We start from the raw sequence: 17149 nt of genomic DNA on the forward strand, positions 1-17149 counted from the left end.
GTATCAACACTTTCATTTTTATGCAACATTTAAAATAAAAATAAACACAAAAACATTATTAAGTTCGTTTTCACTGCATAAAAACATGCATAAAACAATATCTCTATGCATGTCCAATCATTATAAAAAACAAATAAAAAAGCGGTACGTCCACTTGTTCCTGAACGTACCGCTTTTTCTCTTCCTTATAGTTCTTCGCAATTATCTTCGAAGTAAGATTGTAGTTTTGCAATTACTTGCATTGGTTCATGGCCTTCAATTTCATGACGTTCTACCATCGTTACAATTTTTCCATCTTTCAATAAAGCAAATGATGGAGATGAAGGTGGATATCCTTCAAAATATTCACGAGCTCTTGCTGTTGCTTCTTTATCTTGACCCGCAAATACCGTTACAAGGTGGTTAGGGCGTTTATCATAATGTACGGAATGTGCAGCAGCAGGGCGAGCAATACCGCCTGCACAGCCACATACAGAGTTTACCATTACAAGTGTTGTACCATTTCTTTTAAATGCTTCTTCGACTGCTTCTGGTGTCGTCAATTCTGTATATCCCGCAGAAACGATCTCTTCACGCGCTTGACGGACAACATCATTCATAAAAAAGTTAAAGTTAATCAATCTTTTCCCTCCTCTAATTCTACCTATTTGTATCTTACCAGTTAATGTTTAGAGAATACAAGTAAGTTTAATTGTATTTGAGCGTAGAAAAGGTGTTAGAGCTCTTGCTCTAACACCTTTTCTTAATGACCTCGATGTTTTTGCTTTGCCTTTTGTACTTTTATTAAACGTCTTCTTTGCTTTTCAGCTTCTCGTTTCTCTTTAGATTGCACTCGCTTTTCTTGTTTATGCAACTCGTAAGATAAACTAATTGCCTCTTGCGCTTTTGTATAACGTTTTTCATTTACTTCTTTGGCCGAYTGCCGTATGATACGCTTAATATTTTTCGGGCGCTGTTTTTCTTTAATCTCCACACCAAATCTTGCAAAGTGCTGGAAATACGCTAACATTGGACCATTTACAAATATAAGTACTTCTTCATCTGATGGTTCCGTCCCAAAAATATACTTCGCTCCAAACAACTTCCCTTTTTCTTTGCGAGTAATAATTCCCACAAAAAATTGACCATCATGATATACTGTCAACTCCATTGACAGCCCCTCCTTAAAAAAATTAGAAATACTGGACATCCCGGAGGGGAAGGTTACTGACATAAAATCATGCGTCTGGACTACCAACCAGATCTGTGTTTTTGTATTTCTTCCACTACTATTATATCTTTTTTTCCATAATTTTCATATATTCCACAATCATTTTTTTATGCGATCCTACAATATAATCAGGTAGCTCTGTTACCGGGAAGAATTTAAGCTGAACCGCTTCTTCTTTATTCATAACAAAATTCCCTTCGTATTCATCGGTATAATAGGCTGTCGTTACGGATTGAAACTCATCACCGTTTGTTAATTTTGTAAAGTAGTTCGCTCCAGAAAATACATTGATTAATCGGAGGTTCTTTACTTCTATTCCTGTCTCTTCATATACTTCACGGTAAGCTGTTTCTTCTGGTGATTCACCAAGCTCCATTAGCCCGCCAGGCAACCCCCATTTTCCGTACGGCTCTGTTCGCTGTTGTAATAAAACATAACCATTTTCATTTATAACGARTACAACAGCACCAACTAAAATTAAAGGGCGATGACCAACTACTTTTCGTAACTCCTCTACATATCCCATGGAAACACCTCCCATTTTTCCGTTGTTCACACTATTGTATCATATGTATGAAACGACAAAATGCGTATATTTTTCATTTTTTTAACAAAACATTTATTTTATGCGCTTCATCAACTGTAGCTAACATAATGGATTCGATTTCTGCACTCTTCTCTAAACACTCTTTCGCCCACTCTTCTGTTTTTCCTAATAAAGCGAGAACATCTTGCTGAATCCTTCCATCTTTCACTAATATAAAAGCAACTGGAGCTTTTTTCCCCGCCACTTTAAGGTCAAGCCGAGAAACTGCTTCATATTCTGGATACTGAAATATAGAAACAACACCACTCGCTTCCCACAATGCTAATTTAATCGTTTGAATATCGCTCACATTTTGCACGCGAAGTTCCGAAAATAAATATTCCACCGTAATTCTCGCTTTTTTTAAGTTACTAAAATCAATGGAACCATTATGTATAAGAATAATAGGTGCAGGCTCTAAAAAACGTCTCCACCTATCCCATTTCAACATTAAAACAGAGCTTATTATATGAAGTACAACGAGTATGAACGTTGTAATCATCGAACCGAGTAATCCAACCTTTTCATCTGATAATGCGTTAGAAATATTCCCCCCTAATAATAACACTAGTACAACGTCTAAAAATCTTAGTTGCGCAATAGACCTTTGCCCCATCGCTTTCGCAACAAGAATTAAAAATATATAAGCTATAATCGCTCGGATAACCCATTCGCCATTAGAAAGATGCCGTGCTCCTTCAAAAATATGCATAACTTTGCACTCCTTAAACGTCGCAAACTACACTTCTTTCTTAGTTTGCGACGTTTAAGGGCATATATGTAAAAAAGCTGATTCGTTTAAAAACGAGTCAGCTTTTTTTTTACTTAACTGAAAACATATATTTTTTATACGTTTTCCGTACCGATAATATGAGCCCCATCATAATCATATTCGAGAATAAGGAACTTCCCCCATATGATAAGAAAGGTAACGCGATACCTTTTACAGGCATTAATCCAACGATCATACCAATATTTTGGAATATTTGAACCGTTAGTATTCCTATTGATCCAGCACATAATAATGTACCAAATAAATTATCAGCAGAATAACCGATAATAATTGTTCGATAAAGTAGTAACAGGAACAAGAACACAACTAGTGCTGCTACTATAAATCCGCCTTCTTCAGCAATTGTAGCGAAAATAAAGTCCGTGTGTTTCTCCGGAATATAGACGCTCCCTTCACCGTACCCTTTACCTTCCATACCTCCACTACCTACAGCTAAAATCGATTGCTGCGTTTGATAGCCTTCATTTGCATTTTCAAATGGATCTAGCCAACCTATAATACGTGATTGTTGGTGAGGTTTTAACAGAGTAACTAATTTATTAAAGAAGAAATCTGGATATTTTACAAATATAAATATTAATGTAGACAATATGGTCACCGGAATGACTGTACATATCGCAATTAATTTCTTTTGAATTCCTGACATAAATAAAATACATGCGATAGCTGCTGCATATAAGAACACCATTCCTGTGTCTGGCTGGCTATATACAACGGCCATAGGTGGAAGAGATACTAACATAATTTTCCCGACTAATTTCAAATCAGTTTGGAATGTCCGGGCCATATACTGAGCATTATGTTTCACCGCTAAACTGGCTATTATGAGAAGCAATGAAATTTTGAAAAACTCCGATGGCTGAATTTGTCCAGCTACTGGAAAAACAAACCATCTTTTTGCACCTAATTTTTCAGGTGTAAAACTGGAAACCGGTAGTATTTTCAAAAGAATAAGTGAACCAAACCCAGCGATATAAAGTGGCCAAGACAATTTTTGCCATTGATCTAAGTCGATGCTTGCAACAAGAAGTAACAATACAACCCCAATTATGTAGTTAACTCCCTGCTTCATAGCAAAGTTTGCATCTCCATACTGTCCGGTTTGCTGACTGCTATATATAGCAGCTATACTCGTAACACATAGTGCACACAAAATTAAAATTAATTTTACATCTAAACTTTTTAGAAACTCGGTACTTCTTTTCATGACATCCTCCTGAAACATTGTTACAGCAAAATAAAAAACCAGGAGTCAACATTCTTCATGTTTTGACGACTGATTACACATTATCTATAAAACACTTATATAGAATAACTCTCTTTTTCATACAATACAATATATTATACTACAGTTTCATCAGTAAGATTTGCCAAAAAATTATTCTTTTTTTATTTTATATCTATATACCATATATCAGCAATGTATTTTCGCAAATTCCTAATACATGATCATTCATTGTAAGATTACTGGGAAAGGTTTGTACATATAGTAGGATACAAATGAAGAAATGAAATGATAAAAAGCTCGCAAACGCGAGCTTTTTATTAATATACAGATGTATTGTTCTCTGACGTATTTTCTAAAATTTCTTTTACACGTCCTAAGAATTTACCACAAATTAAACCATCAAGTACACGGTGATCAAGTGATAAACATAAGTTAACCATGTCACGAGCACCGAACATACCATTATCCATAATTACTGGGCGTTTTACAATTGATTCAACTTGTAAAATAGCCGCTTGTGGGTAATTAATAATACCCATAGATTGAACAGAACCGAATGATCCTGTGTTATTAATTGTAAATGTTCCGCCTTGCATTTCATCAGCTTTTAATGATTTCGTGCGTACTTTTCCTGCAAGTTCTGTAATTTCGCGAGCGATACCTTTAATTGTTTTCTCGTCCGCGTGCTTAATTACTGGTACAAATAGTTCTTCCTCTGTTGCAACAGCGATAGAAAGGTTAATGTCTTTCTTCTGAACGATTTTATCGCCAGCCCACATTGAGTTAATTTGAGGATATTCTTTTAGCGCTTGTGCTACTGCTTTTACGAAGAAAGCAAAGAACGTTAAGTTAAAGCCTTCACGCTTTTTGAAATCGCCTTTAATTGAGTTACGGTATGATACAAGGTTTGTCACATCTACTTCAATCATCATCCAAGCATGAGGTGCCTCGTGTTTACTGCGTAACATATTTGCTGCAATTGCTTTACGCACACCTGTTACCGGAATCTCGATATCTCCAGGCATTGTCGGCACAGAAACTGGTTTTGCAGCTTCTACTTTTGACGCTACCGGGGCTACTGCCGCTGATTTTGGTGCTTCTGGACGCGCTGCTACTGCAACAACTGCCTCTTTCTTCGCACCTGCTTGCGGAATATTTCCAGATTCCACTAGCTTTAAAATATCTTTACGAGTAATACGGCCATTTGCCCCCGTACCTTCTACTAAATCTAAATCAACGTTATGCTCACCCGCAAGTTTTAACACAGCTGGTGAAAAACGTGGTTTTCCATCAGTTGGTTGTTTTGCTTTCGGTGCTTTTTCAGGCGTAGTTACTTCTGCCTTTGGTTCTTCTTTCGTTTTTTCCTCTACAGCTGTTGCTGCTACTTCATCTGCGCCTTCTACTTGAATGACACAAACAACTTCACCTACAGCTAACGTTTCACCTTCGCCAGCTATTAGCTCTTTCACAATACCAGTGAAAGAAGATGGTACTTCGGCATTTACTTTATCAGTCATTACTTCTGCAAGTGGATCATACTTGTTTACGTGATCGCCAACATTAACGAGCCATTTACTAATTGTACCCTCTGTAACGCTCTCCCCGAGCTGAGGCATTGTGATATTTTCTACAGCCATGTATAGTCCCCCCGATTAAAATTCCGCAAGTTCACGCATTGCTTTTTCAACTTTATCTGGATTTACCATAAAGAATTTTTCCATTGTTGGTGCATATGGCATTGCCGGAACGTCTGGGCCTGCAAGACGTGCGATTGGCGCATCTAAATCAAACAGACAATTTTCAGCAATAATTGCTGCCACTTCACTTATGATACTTCCTTCTTTATTGTCTTCTGTTACAAGAAGAACTTTACCTGTTTTAGAAGCTGCTTCAATAATCGCTTCTTTATCTAACGGATACACAGTACGTAAATCAAGAATGTGTGCAGAAATGCCATCTTGTGCTAATTTCTCAGCTGCTTGAAGAGCAAAGTGAACACATAATCCGTAAGTGATAACAGTAATATCATCACCTTCGCGTTTCACATCTGCTTTTCCGATTGGTAATACATAGTCATCTTCTGGCACTTCACCTTTAATTAAGCGATATGCACGCTTATGTTCAAAGAATAATACTGGATCTTCATCACGAATTGCTGCTTTTAATAAGCCTTTTGCATCATATGGTGTAGAAGGGATAACAATTTTTAAACCTGGTTGGTTTGCAAACATCGCTTCTACAGATTGTGAATGATACAATGCACCGTGAACACCCCCGCCAAATGGCGCACGAATTGTAACTGGACAAGTCCAATCGTTGTTAGAACGATAACGAATTTTTGCTGCCTCAGAAACAATTTGGTTTACTGCTGGCATGATGAAATCAGCAAACTGCATTTCAGCGATTGGGCGCATACCATACATTGCCGCACCAATTGCTACCCCAGCAATTGCAGATTCTGCAAGCGGTGCATCAAGTGCACGATCTTCACCAAATTGATCATATAAACCGTGTGTCGCTTTAAACACGCCACCTTTTTTACCAACATCTTCTCCTAAAACGAATACTTTCTCATCGCGTTCCATTTCTTCGCGCATTGCTAATGTAATAGCATCAATATAAGACATTACAGCCATGAAACGTTCCCCCCTATTCTGCGTATACGTGCTTCAATGCATCTTCAGGTGCTGCATACGGAGCATTTTCTGCATATTCTGTTGCTTCATTTACGATATGCATAATTTCATCTAACATTTGTTTTTCAAATTCCTCAGTTAACACGCCAACTTCTTTTAAATAAGCTGCAAATGTTATAATTGAATCTTTTTTCTTCGCTTCTTCTACTTCTTCTTTATCACGGTAAACACGATCATCGTCGTCACTAGAATGTGCTGTTAAACGATATGATACTGTTTCAATTAAAGTTGGGCCTTCACCACGACGACCGCGGTCTGCTGCTTCTTTAACAGCTTTATATACTGCAAGCGGATCGTTTCCGTCTATTGTATATCCAGGCATACCGTAACCAATTGCACGATCTGATACGTTTTTACATGCTAATTGTTTTTCAACCGGAATAGAGATTGCATATTTATTATTTTCACACATGAAAATAACAGGTAGTTTGTGTACACCAGCAAAGTTTGCCCCTTCATGGAAATCACCTTGGTTTGAAGAGCCTTCTCCGAATGTAACGAACGTTACTAAATCTTTCTTCTCCATTTTTCCAGCTAGTGCAATACCAACTGCATGTGGTACTTGTGTTGTTACTGGAGATGAACCTGTCACAATACGATTTTTCTTTTGACCGAAGTGACCAGGCATTTGACGACCACCAGAGTTTGGATCTCCAGCTTTCGCGAAAGCAGATAACATAAGTTCTTTTGCTGTCATACCAAACGCTAATACAACACCCATATCACGGTAGTATGGTAATGCATAATCTTTCTCTCTATCAAGAGCGAACGCTGCTCCAACTTGTGCAGCCTCTTGTCCTTGACAAGAAATTACGAATGGAATTTTACCTGCACGGTTTAATAACCACATACGTTCGTCGATTTTACGTGCAAGTAACATCGTACGGAACATTTCTAATACTTGCTCATCACTTAAACCAAACTCTTCATGGCGCTTTTCTTTTACTTCTGCCATTTTTCATAACCTCCTAAATCCACATTTTTATGCGTGTAACGCTCTTCCATCTACAGCTAATGCAGCTTCACCAATCGCCTCAGATAATGATGGATGCGGATGAATTGTATGTGCTACTTCCCAAGGTGTTGCATCAAGTACTCTTGCAAGACCCGCTTCAGAAATCATATCTGTTACGTGTGGTCCGATCATATGAACACCAAGAATGTCATTTGTTTCTTCATCAACTACAAGTTTTACAAAACCGTCTGATTCTCCGTATACAAGTGCCTTTCCGATTGCACGGAATGAGAATTTACCTACTTTTAACTTATAGCCTTTTTCTTTCGCTTCTCGTTCTGTTAAACCAACAGAAGCAACTTCTGGACTGCTATATACGCATTTCGATACCATAGAATAATCAATTGGTGTAACTTCTTTACCAGCAATATGTTCTACAGCAACAATTCCTTCATGCGAAGCAACGTGAGCAAGTTGTAGGCCACCGATTACATCTCCAATTGCGTAAATATGAGATTCCTTCGTTTGATAAAACTCATTTGTTTGAATGTATCCTTTTTCCACAACAATATCTGTATTCTCTAAGCCCATATTTTGCGTATTCGCTTGTCTTCCTACAGATACAAGCATTTTTTCTGCTTTAAATGCTTTATTCTCACCGTTATGTTCAGCTTGAATTGTTACTCCATTATCTTTTACCAATGTTTCCGGTAATACTTTTGCACCAGTTACCACTTTAATACCTTTTTTCTTGAATAGACGCTGCATTTCTTTTGAAACGTCATTATCCTCTAGTGGTAATATGTTTTTCGCATACTCTAATACTGTAACTTCTACACCGAAGTCAGCAAGCATAGATGCCCACTCAATACCAATTACACCGCCACCAACAATAATGATCGAACTAGGAAGCGTTTCCATTTTTAGGGCATGATCCGAAGACATTACATACTCTCCGTCTAACTCTAATCCTGGTAATGAATTTGGACGAGAACCTGTTGCAACAAGTACATTTTTTGGAATTAACATTTCATTCTCTTCTCCACTTGCAAGTTCAACTGAAATTGTACCTGGCATTGGAGAGAAAATAGATGGGCCAAGAATACGGCCAATACCTTCAAACACATCAATTTTACCTTGTTTCATTAAATGCTGAACGCCTTTATGAAGCTGCGTTACAATCTTCTCTTTACGCTCTTGTACTTTAGCAAAGTTTAGTTCTACGTTACTTGCAATAACTCCGAACTCTTCTCCTTTTTTAGCAGTTGCGTATACTTCCGCACTACGTAAAAGAGCTTTACTAGGAATACATCCTTTGTGTAAACAAGTACCACCAAGATTTTCTTTTTCAACAAGTGCAGTTTTTAACCCTAGTTGTGATGCACGAATAGCAGCAACATATCCACCAGTACCGCCGCCAACGATGACTAAATCATATTCTCTTGCCATTATCTCAACCCCTAGCTACTGTTTGTTTTTCTCGTACAACATATTCTTTTGGAGCTTCTTCTTCACGTAATACACGAAGTGCTCCTTCTGCTAACGCTTGTAATTCATCTTCTCCTGGATGTACGATAACATCTGCAATCCAGTGAACACGTTCTTTTATTTCATCGACAAGAATTTTACTGTACGCAAGTCCGCCAGTTAATACGATTGCATCGATTTTCCCGTGAAGTACAGCACTAGCTCCGCCAATCTCTTTTGCAACTTGATATGCCATTGCTTTATAAATAAGAGTTGCTTCAGGATCACCTTTTTCAACCATTTGTTCTACTTTAATTGCATCGTTTGTACCGATAAGACTTACAAGTCCACCTTGTCCGACAAGTTTTTTGACCATTTCGTCTCGGTAATACTCACCAGAGAAACACATTTCAACTAATTGCCCTACTGGTACTGTACCAGCACGCTCTGGACTAAATGGTCCTTCTCCGTTTAAGCCATTATTAACATCGATAACTTTTCCTTTTTTATGAGCACCAACTGTAATACCGCCGCCCATATGTGTAACTAATAAATTTAAATCCTCATATTTGTGATTTAATTCATCTGCTACTTTACGAGCAACCGCTTTTTGGTTTAATGCATGGAAAATACTTTTACGTTCCATACCAGCAATACCGCTAATACGAGCAATCGGTTCCATTTCATCTACAACGACAGGATCCACAATGAATGCAGGAATATTTAATCCAGAAGCGATTTCATAAGCTAGAATGCCTCCGAGATTTGAAGCGTGATGACCGCTAAACCCATTTTTTAAATCTTCTAACATCGCATTGTTTACTGTATACGTACCGCCTTCGATTGGACGAAGTAATCCACCACGTCCACAAACAGCGTTTAATTTTGAAATGTTAATACCATGAGAATGTAGAACTTCTAAAATCGTTTCTTTTCGAAACTCATATTGGTCGATAATTCGCTTATATTTCCCAATCTGTTCTACGTCATGACGAATAGTTTCTTCTAGAACGGGTCTTTCATTATCAAAAACACCAATTTTTGTGGATGTACTACCTGGGTTAATAACAAGAATTCGATTTACAGACAATGTTGCTACCTCCACTAATAAATTCAAAAGGAAGTGGGAACCTCATAAGAGGTAACCACACCTTTTGTAAAAGTTATATATGAATGATTAGCGACGGCTAATAATATCGTGACCGTTGCGTAAGTATGTGCTACGAGTGTTTTTCAAGCTTGCAATGCGCTCTTCAGCTAGACGATCTGCTGCTACATAAGTTGCTATGCCATCGCGTTTTGAAATTTCGATTACTTTTGCAATTGTGTCATAAATAGACTCAACACGTTTTAATGCACGTTCTCTATTGTATCCATATAATTCGTCTGCTACGTTAATTACGCCACCTGCATTAATAACATAGTCTGGTGCGTATACAATACCCATTTCATGAATGATGTCGCCGTGACGATCTTCTTTTAATTGGTTATTTGCAGAACCTGCGATTACTTTTGCTTTAAGTTGTGGAATAGTTTCATCATTAACTGTTGCGCCTAATGCACATGGTGCGTAAATATCACATTCAACACCGTAAATTTCATTTGGCTCAACTGCTGTTGCACCGAATTCTTCTACTGCACGTTGTACAGCTTCTTTATTAATATCTGTAACGATTAATTTTGCTCCTTCAGCGTGTAAATGTTTGCATAGGTGATATGCTACGTTACCAACACCTTGAATAGAAATTACTCTTCCTTCTAGGTTATCTGTACCGAACGCTTCTTTTGCAGCTGCTTTCATACCACGGTAAACACCGTATGCAGTTACTGGAGATGGGTTACCAGAAGAACCGAATGATGGTGAAATCCCTGTTACAAAATCAGTTTCTTCATGGATAATATCCATATCATCTACTGTTGTACCAACATCTTCAGCTGTAATGTAACGTCCGTTTAGTCCTTGAATGTAGCGTCCTAATGCACGGAACATCGCTTCGCTTTTATCTTTACGTGGATCACCGATAATTACTGTTTTTGCACCACCTAAGTTTAAACCAGCTGCTGCATTTTTGTATGTCATCCCTTTTGCAAGACGCAATGCATCTTCAATCGCCGCTTCTTCAGAATCATATGTCCACATTCTTGTTCCACCAAGAGCTGGTCCAAGTGTTGTATCATGGATTGCGATGATTGCTTTTAAACCAGATTCTTTATCTTGACAAAATACCACTTGCTCATAATCATATTTTTCTAAGTATTCGAAGATTTCTAATGTCATTGTCGTTTCCCCCTAATTGTTTTACCCTATTTGGTTTATTTTGAAGCAGTCGCAACTGCCAATGCTAATGAATATACTTTTGTTTCTGCTGAATCAGCACGTGATGTTAAAACAATCGGTGCTTTAGCGCCAGCAATCATCGCTCCTACCTTTGCATTTGCAAAATAGACGAGTGATTTATATAGCACATTTCCAGCTTCAATCGTTGGGACGAGTAAAATGTCTGCCTTACCTGCTACATCACTTACTATGCCTTTATGTTCTGCTGCAATTTGTGATACTGCATTATCTAAAGCAAGTGGTCCATCAACGACACAATTTTTAATTTGTCCGCGGCGATTCATTTGAGTTAACATCGCTGCATCAATTGTCGCTTGCATCGCAGGATTAACAACCTCTACCGCTGCAATTGGCGCTACCTTTGGCAAATCAATTCCTATTGCCTGGGCAACTTCTACAGTATTTTGTATAATAGCAGCTTTTTGTGTTACATCAGGTGCAATGTTCATCGCTGCGTCTGTAACAAAAATAAGACGATCGTAATTTGGAACTTCAAACGCTGCAACATGTGAAAGCACGCTGCCCTTACGAAGTCCCCACTCTTTATTTAATACAGCTTTCAAAATATTTGCTGTTGGGATGTTCCCCTTCATTAGTACATCTGCTTCGCCATTGCTTACAGCTTTAACAGAAAGTTCTGCAGCCTCAGCACTTGACGCTGCTGCAATCACTTCAATATGTTCTGAAGTTTGTAACCCATGCTCTTGTAGCATCCCTATTATTTTCTCTTGATTTCCATATAGACGAAATTGAGCTAGCTGTAACTTGATTGCTTTCGCTACAGCTTCAATTACTTCATGATCTTCAGCTACTGCTACAGCCATAGTTTTTTTAGGCTGTCCTGCTGCTTGATCAATTAAGTGTTCTAACTTCATATTTTGTAATCAACCCTTTCCGTCGTCCCTCGTCTATTCATTAAGCAAATACCGTGCCAACTTTTAAAATTGGTCTTACCAATAATGAAAACGCATTCAAAATGCAGTGAAATCAATACTTTGGAAAACAACTAAATATTCTGTCTCGTTTTGTCACTTTTTGTATACCATGCAATAAATTGCATGGTGCGCAATTTATTGCATGCTATTTTTTGCACAGTCGTGCTTTTCTATCTTGTAATATAAGTTTCGAACTGAAATCCCTAACGCTTTTGCAGTCTTCGTTTTGTTCCCATCAAATTTCTCTAAATATTCACGGATAATATTCCCCTCAAATTCTGTCACTAGGTGTTCAAGGGCCTTCTCTTCTAATTCAGGTAATAAATTATTTTGTTTCGTCTCTACTTGTTCTTCTTTATGTAAAGGCGGTAAATGATGTACATCAATATATATCTCGTTATAATTCATAAAGATAATAGCTCGTCCTAAAATATTTTCAAGTTCCCTAACATTCCCTGGCCATTCATATGATTGTAAATACGAAATGGCTGAATCGGTGAGTCCTTCTACATTACGACCATAATCTTGATTAATTTTTTGAATTAACCTTTCTGCAATCGCTGGTATGTCTCCTTTACGCTGACGAAGGGAAGGGATTTGAATGGGGATTTTATTTAAACGATAATATAAGTCCTCTCTGAACTTCCCTTCTAAAATAGCTTTTTCTAAATTCACATGCGTCGCAGCGATCACTCGAACATTAATAGGTATCGCTTTCGTTCCCCCTACTTTCACAATTTCTTTTTCTTGTAGTACACGAAGGAGCTTCGCTTGCGTATTTGCAGATAACTCTCCGATTTCATCTAAAAAAACACTTCCATTATTCGCTTCTTCAAAGAATCCTCGTTTCCCGCCTCTTTTCGCTCCAGAAAACGCGCCTTCCTCATAACCGAATAATTCACTTTCTAATAAGGTCTCAGAAATAGCAGCACAGTTTACTCGTACAAACTTATTGTATTTTCGATTACTACCGTTATGAATAGCGTGTGCAAATAACTCTTTCCCCGTACCAGATTCCCCTCTAAGCAATACTGTTGCCGGTGTATTCGCTCCAAGTTTTGCTTGTTCAATAGCTGCCGTCGTTTCATCTGAATCACCAACAATATCATCAAATGAATATTTTGCTTCTAACGTTCGAATGATTTGTCTTGCCCTATTCAATTCATTTGTTAACTTTTGAATTTCTGATACATCGCGAATTACCCCGACGCTCCCTTTCAATATTCCATCAACAATAACCGGTGCTACGTTTACAATTACATCTCGCTTTTTTTGCCCAATCTTCATATGTATTCCTCGTACCGCTCGGCGCGTCCGAAGTACTTTCATATGCATACTTTCACCTTCTACAATATCAGTTGTAGCTGGCTTCCCTATAATATCCTCTTCGGTTAAACCCGTTAACTTCGTATAAGCAGGGTTTATAACTAACCCTCTTCCTTTCTCATCAACAACCGAAATTGCTTCCTCAGATGAGTTAATAATCGCCTCAAGTAGCGTTTGAATTTCTTTTAAATCTGTAACTTCTTCCGCTAAATCTACAACTTCTGTAATATCTTTAAAAATCGCAAATGCTCCTTGAACCTCTCCATCTTCTTTTAATATTGGAATACGCGTTGTAATGATCTTATTTTCATTTTCTAGCGTCAGTTCATGATTCACTTCTATTTGTTTCGTACGTATAATCCGAAGCAACTTACTCGTTGGAATAACTTCTAAAATATATTTTCCTATCGCCTCTTCTTTCTTATATCCGATAATACGCTCTGCACTTTTATTAAACAGACGAACTTGTCCCTCTTGGTCTATAACAATCATACCGTCGTGCGTAGAATTTAAAATTAAATTCCCTTGTTGCGTCTGTTCTTCTAGCTTCCCAATTAAGCTTTCCTTCTCATGCGCTAGTTTCGTAACAATTTTTGCAATATCCCCTGGTATAAGAAGGGTGTCTTTATGCTTGCTTCCCAATAAAACTTTATGTAAATCATAATCACCTGTCATATCAAACATTACATCAATATGCATAGAAAGAAACGGAGTTACACTATCACCAATCGGAGTCCCATATTCCTTTGCGATTTGTAATCCTTTCGCAATTGGATTAATATCAATAACTCCTATAATTTGAAATATATTCGAATTTTGTAACAGACTCAGTAGTATACTCCCACCTTCACCCGCTCCAACAATTAACACCTTTTGTTTCATACATTACACTTCCTCTCGAAGTATCTCTGCAAAATTTTTCACATCCTTATCTTACTCGTTCAGCAATCTCTTGACAAACCCCCTTTTCATATAACATCATTAAAATAAACAAAATAATCTGAAAAGGGGCGTTATGTATGCAGCGTTACCTCGCTCTATCATTAGCACTCATCCCGATTTCATTAGCCGTGCTTGGTATTAAACTAATGAGAGATACTGTATTTGGGATTTTATTCTCCCCAATCCCTATATTATGGTTACAATTTTTAATCGGCGCTCTTTGCTTTGCACTCGGGTTTTATATTTTCGGCGGCTTCGTCTTACACAGAGATCGTAAGAGAAATAAAGTGCAAGCCCGCTTCAGAAGATAGAACAAAGTTTTCACATACCGATAAAAAAATGAGACCATTATATTAGGTCTCATTTTTTATCGGTAATAAAGTTCTTGCTGTTTCAGGATAATCAGTAATAATCGCCGATATGTTCATATCAAAATATTTACGCATAAGCGTTTCTTCATTTATCATGTAAGGACGAACCTCTACACCACTTTCCATCGTTAATTCAGCGATGGCATCTTGAAGATAACGATAATTCGGATGCACTGCAGTAGCACCCATCTTTTTTGCATATGCCCACGGGCTATGCAAACCTTCCCGATACAAAATAGCTGTTTGAATATCAGGAGCCATCATATGGCACCGTTTCATACTATAGTGGTTAAACGAAGAAAATATAACACGATCCTCCAGACTAAACTTACGCACAAGTGTTATAACCTCTTCTTCTAAACCTCTGTATGGAATTTTATCATTTTTAAGTTCAATATTAAGTAGCAATTGCGTTTTTTCAAGCCATTCCAGTACCTCTTCTAAAAGAGGAATTTTACAAAAGCCTATTTTTTCACTAAATTTATAACTTGCATCTAACTTACATAAATCTTCGTATAAATAATTTCGAACAGCACCTTTTCCATTCGTCGTTCGATTCACAGTTTCATCATGAATAACGACAACTTTTCCATCTTTCGTTAATTGAACATCGAGTTCAATTCCGTCTGCCCCGAAAGCCTCTGCTGCTTCAAATGAAATCATTGTATTTTCCGGATACGTTCCCGCCGCACCACGGTGCGCAAATATAAGAGTCATCCTCACTCCCCCAATCTTATGCTATACTATACGAAAAAGGAGGTACTTCTATGAGACCATTACAAATTTCTCCAGACACTGCAGTCCGCCTATCAAAAGCGTTAGGTGTTCCACTTGAACAACTTATGCATATGCCTCAGCATATTTTAATCCAAAAATTAGTTGAATTAGAAAAACAAAATAAAGACGAAGAATAATATAGTCCTGTTTTGCAGGGCTTTTTATTTTTCTCTATTATATCACGGATAACTTACCCACTAAAATTATGAATGCATGGAACAACAAAATAAAAAGCCTCTATAAAGAAGCTTTTTCTACAAATTGCAAATTTTAATTTCCTCCAACCTATTGAAGGTCTCCAGATTTGTGTAATTCACCTGTTACTCCATCTCCAAAATTATTTAAAGAAAAAGTTTGCTCTTCTAGCGGATCCATAACTCCTGTAGCTTTTCCGATATTACCACCTTGCAGTTTCCAAAAGTAGTTATGATCGTCCACAACTTTACTAAAGTCTTTGTTTATCCATCTTTCAGCAATCGCTAAAAGTTCTTCTTTCGTTTCAAAATTACTCTCATTTAAGATACTTCTTACTTTTTCAGCATTCTCTTTAGACATCGGGATTGCTCCCCATTTTTGCTCAGCTATTACTTTTTGGTGAGTCATACTATGCATCGCTTTAACTAAGTCTTCTTCAGTAGAATCTTTTGTAATTTGAAGTTTCGCACTTGCGCCACCAATCTCACCAAACTGCGCTTCTTTTTCTTTTGGAACTGTTTTATATTCGCTTGTATCTATTTCAGCACTAGCTTGTTTGTCCGCCGGATTATCTGCAAGTTCTAACATTCCATAAGTTATACCAGCAGTAAGCCCAACTAAGCCTATTGCACATCCAATCCAAATTAAAATTTTCTTTTTCATATAAACCTCCCAATATTCCCTAACAAATATCATATCAAGAAATATCCCTTTATAGATAATCTTACTAAATATATGTTTTATTTTCCATATAAATAAATGAATCACCTTTAAATGTGTCATAATCATATTTCTTATGAAATACTACTTCAATATTATCCTTATAACAAAATAAAAGATCAACGAGTGTTTTAAACTCATTGATCTTTTATAAAAAAATTTATTTTGAATATACTAATCTCAGCTAGCCTTATGTTCAAGTCTTAGCTTATCCGCAACCATTGCGATGAACTCGGAATTCGTAGGTTTTGCTTTTGACATCGATACTGTATAACCAAATAAGGACGAAATAGAATCAATATTCCCACGGCTCCAAGCTACTTCAATTGCGTGACGGATTGCGCGCTCGACACGACTTGCTGTTGTATTATATTTCTTTGCGATATCTGGATATAATACTTTCGTAATAGATCCTAGTAATTCGATATCATTGTACACCATAGAGATTGCTTCTCGTAAGTACATATATCCTTTAATATGAGCGGGTACACCAATTTCATGAATGATACTTGTAATACTCGCATCTAAGTTTTTCGGTTTGCCATCAATCGTTGTTGCTGATCGGAAAGATGGTAATGGACGTTTGATGGTAGAATTTTCCTTACCACTA

Annotated in this window: 18 protein-coding genes; 2 read left to right on the top strand and 16 right to left on the bottom strand. The window is 37.4% G+C overall.

The window, feature by feature from the left end; genetic code table 11:
* Window positions 1–185: 185 nt before the first annotated feature.
* The 13 genes from AC1DTM_RS09530 to AC1DTM_RS09590 all read right to left on the bottom strand — a co-directional run bounded on the left by AC1DTM_RS09530 (window position 186) and on the right by AC1DTM_RS09590 (window position 14416).
* Window positions 186–599: a BrxA/BrxB family bacilliredoxin gene (locus AC1DTM_RS09530; RefSeq protein ID WP_002015097.1), complete on the bottom strand. Its 414-nt coding sequence runs from the start codon at window positions 597–599 to the stop codon at window positions 186–188.
* A 143-nt stretch (window positions 600–742) separates the two neighbouring features.
* Window positions 743–1150 (bottom strand): YjdF family protein, encoded by a 408-nt coding sequence (locus AC1DTM_RS09535; RefSeq protein WP_002111719.1) that lies wholly within the window; start codon window positions 1148–1150, stop codon window positions 743–745.
* 121 nt (window positions 1151–1271) lie between these two features.
* Window positions 1272–1736: an NUDIX hydrolase gene (locus AC1DTM_RS09540; protein WP_477000190.1), complete on the bottom strand. Its 465-nt coding sequence runs from the start codon at window positions 1734–1736 to the stop codon at window positions 1272–1274.
* Window positions 1737–1809: 73 nt separating this feature from the next.
* On the bottom strand, window positions 1810–2508 hold the full coding sequence (locus tag AC1DTM_RS09545; protein WP_002199397.1) for a DUF421 domain-containing protein: 699 nt from the start codon (window positions 2506–2508) through the stop codon (window positions 1810–1812).
* A gap of 109 nt (window positions 2509–2617) precedes the next feature.
* On the bottom strand, window positions 2618–3796 hold the full coding sequence (locus AC1DTM_RS09550) for an FtsW/RodA/SpoVE family cell cycle protein (protein ID WP_002111722.1): 1179 nt from the start codon (window positions 3794–3796) through the stop codon (window positions 2618–2620).
* A gap of 338 nt (window positions 3797–4134) precedes the next feature.
* The gene (locus tag AC1DTM_RS09555) at window positions 4135–5454 is read right to left on the bottom strand and encodes a dihydrolipoamide acetyltransferase family protein (RefSeq protein WP_002160556.1); all 1320 of its coding nucleotides are present in this window, start codon (window positions 5452–5454) and stop codon (window positions 4135–4137) included.
* A 15-nt stretch (window positions 5455–5469) separates the two neighbouring features.
* A complete protein-coding gene (bfmBAB, locus tag AC1DTM_RS09560; RefSeq protein WP_000290070.1) occupies window positions 5470–6453 on the bottom strand; it encodes a 3-methyl-2-oxobutanoate dehydrogenase subunit beta in 984 nt (327 codons plus the stop codon).
* A 13-nt stretch (window positions 6454–6466) separates the two neighbouring features.
* The gene (gene bfmBAA, locus AC1DTM_RS09565; RefSeq protein ID WP_002111726.1) at window positions 6467–7468 is read right to left on the bottom strand and encodes a 3-methyl-2-oxobutanoate dehydrogenase subunit alpha; all 1002 of its coding nucleotides are present in this window, start codon (window positions 7466–7468) and stop codon (window positions 6467–6469) included.
* Between the two features lie 27 nt (window positions 7469–7495).
* Window positions 7496–8917 carry a dihydrolipoyl dehydrogenase gene (gene lpdA / locus AC1DTM_RS09570; protein WP_002111728.1) on the bottom strand — a complete coding sequence of 474 codons (1422 nt, stop codon included), beginning with the start codon at window positions 8915–8917 and terminating at the stop codon, window positions 7496–7498.
* 4 nt (window positions 8918–8921) lie between these two features.
* Window positions 8922–10025, bottom strand: a complete 1104-nt coding sequence (gene buk, locus AC1DTM_RS09575) for a butyrate kinase (RefSeq protein WP_002111730.1) — start codon at window positions 10023–10025, stop codon at window positions 8922–8924.
* Between the two features lie 87 nt (window positions 10026–10112).
* The gene (locus AC1DTM_RS09580) at window positions 10113–11213 is read right to left on the bottom strand and encodes a leucine dehydrogenase (protein ID WP_002145827.1); all 1101 of its coding nucleotides are present in this window, start codon (window positions 11211–11213) and stop codon (window positions 10113–10115) included.
* A gap of 35 nt (window positions 11214–11248) precedes the next feature.
* Window positions 11249–12148, bottom strand: coding sequence for a phosphate butyryltransferase (gene yqiS / locus AC1DTM_RS09585; RefSeq protein ID WP_016106123.1), 900 nt, complete (start codon window positions 12146–12148; stop codon window positions 11249–11251).
* Between the two features lie 195 nt (window positions 12149–12343).
* Window positions 12344–14416, bottom strand: a complete 2073-nt coding sequence (locus tag AC1DTM_RS09590) for a sigma-54 interaction domain-containing protein (RefSeq protein ID WP_016106124.1) — start codon at window positions 14414–14416, stop codon at window positions 12344–12346.
* 137 nt (window positions 14417–14553) lie between these two features.
* On the opposite strand from AC1DTM_RS09590, the gene AC1DTM_RS09595 reads away from it, so the two are divergent.
* The gene (locus AC1DTM_RS09595) at window positions 14554–14787 is read left to right on the top strand and encodes a DUF2627 domain-containing protein (RefSeq protein ID WP_002111735.1); all 234 of its coding nucleotides are present in this window, start codon (window positions 14554–14556) and stop codon (window positions 14785–14787) included.
* 42 nt (window positions 14788–14829) lie between these two features.
* On the opposite strand, the gene AC1DTM_RS09600 is transcribed toward AC1DTM_RS09595, so the two are convergent.
* On the bottom strand, window positions 14830–15564 hold the full coding sequence (locus AC1DTM_RS09600; RefSeq protein WP_477000191.1) for a glycerophosphodiester phosphodiesterase: 735 nt from the start codon (window positions 15562–15564) through the stop codon (window positions 14830–14832).
* A 50-nt stretch (window positions 15565–15614) separates the two neighbouring features.
* On the opposite strand from AC1DTM_RS09600, the gene AC1DTM_RS09605 reads away from it, so the two are divergent.
* Window positions 15615–15761: a YycC family protein gene (locus AC1DTM_RS09605; protein WP_001247671.1), complete on the top strand. Its 147-nt coding sequence runs from the start codon at window positions 15615–15617 to the stop codon at window positions 15759–15761.
* Window positions 15762–15909: 148 nt separating this feature from the next.
* Here AC1DTM_RS09605 and AC1DTM_RS09610 read toward each other — a convergent pair whose 3' ends face one another.
* Window positions 15910–16482 carry a PRK06770 family protein gene (locus AC1DTM_RS09610; protein ID WP_016106126.1) on the bottom strand — a complete coding sequence of 191 codons (573 nt, stop codon included), beginning with the start codon at window positions 16480–16482 and terminating at the stop codon, window positions 15910–15912.
* Between the two features lie 237 nt (window positions 16483–16719).
* Window positions 16720–17149, bottom strand: a 430-nt coding sequence (gene spo0A, locus AC1DTM_RS09615) for a sporulation transcription factor Spo0A (RefSeq protein ID WP_477000192.1), incomplete at its 5' end; no start/stop codon positions are given.

It is taken from the genome of Bacillus sp. P4_D3, assembly GCF_056401855.1.

Coding starts and splice junctions, on each gene's coding strand:
- AC1DTM_RS09530 (WP_002015097.1), bottom strand. CDS start 599: ATGAATGATGTTGTCCGTCAAGCGCGTGAAGAGATCGTTTCTGCGGGA.
- AC1DTM_RS09545 (WP_002199397.1), bottom strand. CDS start 2,508: ATGCATATTTTTGAAGGAGCACGGCATCTTTCTAATGGCGAATGGGTT.
- AC1DTM_RS09550 (WP_002111722.1), bottom strand. CDS start 3,796: ATGAAAAGAAGTACCGAGTTTCTAAAAAGTTTAGATGTAAAATTAATT.
- AC1DTM_RS09555 (WP_002160556.1), bottom strand. CDS start 5,454: ATGGCTGTAGAAAATATCACAATGCCTCAGCTCGGGGAGAGCGTTACA.
- bfmBAB (WP_000290070.1), bottom strand. CDS start 6,453: ATGGCTGTAATGTCTTATATTGATGCTATTACATTAGCAATGCGCGAA.
- bfmBAA (WP_002111726.1), bottom strand. CDS start 7,468: ATGGCAGAAGTAAAAGAAAAGCGCCATGAAGAGTTTGGTTTAAGTGAT.
- lpdA (WP_002111728.1), bottom strand. CDS start 8,917: ATGGCAAGAGAATATGATTTAGTCATCGTTGGCGGCGGTACTGGTGGA.
- AC1DTM_RS09580 (WP_002145827.1), bottom strand. CDS start 11,213: ATGACATTAGAAATCTTCGAATACTTAGAAAAATATGATTATGAGCAA.
- yqiS (WP_016106123.1), bottom strand. CDS start 12,148: ATGAAGTTAGAACACTTAATTGATCAAGCAGCAGGACAGCCTAAAAAA.
- AC1DTM_RS09590 (WP_016106124.1), bottom strand. CDS start 14,416: ATGAAACAAAAGGTGTTAATTGTTGGAGCGGGTGAAGGTGGGAGTATA.
- AC1DTM_RS09595 (WP_002111735.1), top strand. CDS start 14,554: ATGCAGCGTTACCTCGCTCTATCATTAGCACTCATCCCGATTTCATTA.
- AC1DTM_RS09600 (WP_477000191.1), bottom strand. CDS start 15,564: ATGACTCTTATATTTGCGCACCGTGGTGCGGCGGGAACGTATCCGGAA.
- AC1DTM_RS09605 (WP_001247671.1), top strand. CDS start 15,615: ATGAGACCATTACAAATTTCTCCAGACACTGCAGTCCGCCTATCAAAA.
- AC1DTM_RS09610 (WP_016106126.1), bottom strand. CDS start 16,482: ATGAAAAAGAAAATTTTAATTTGGATTGGATGTGCAATAGGCTTAGTT.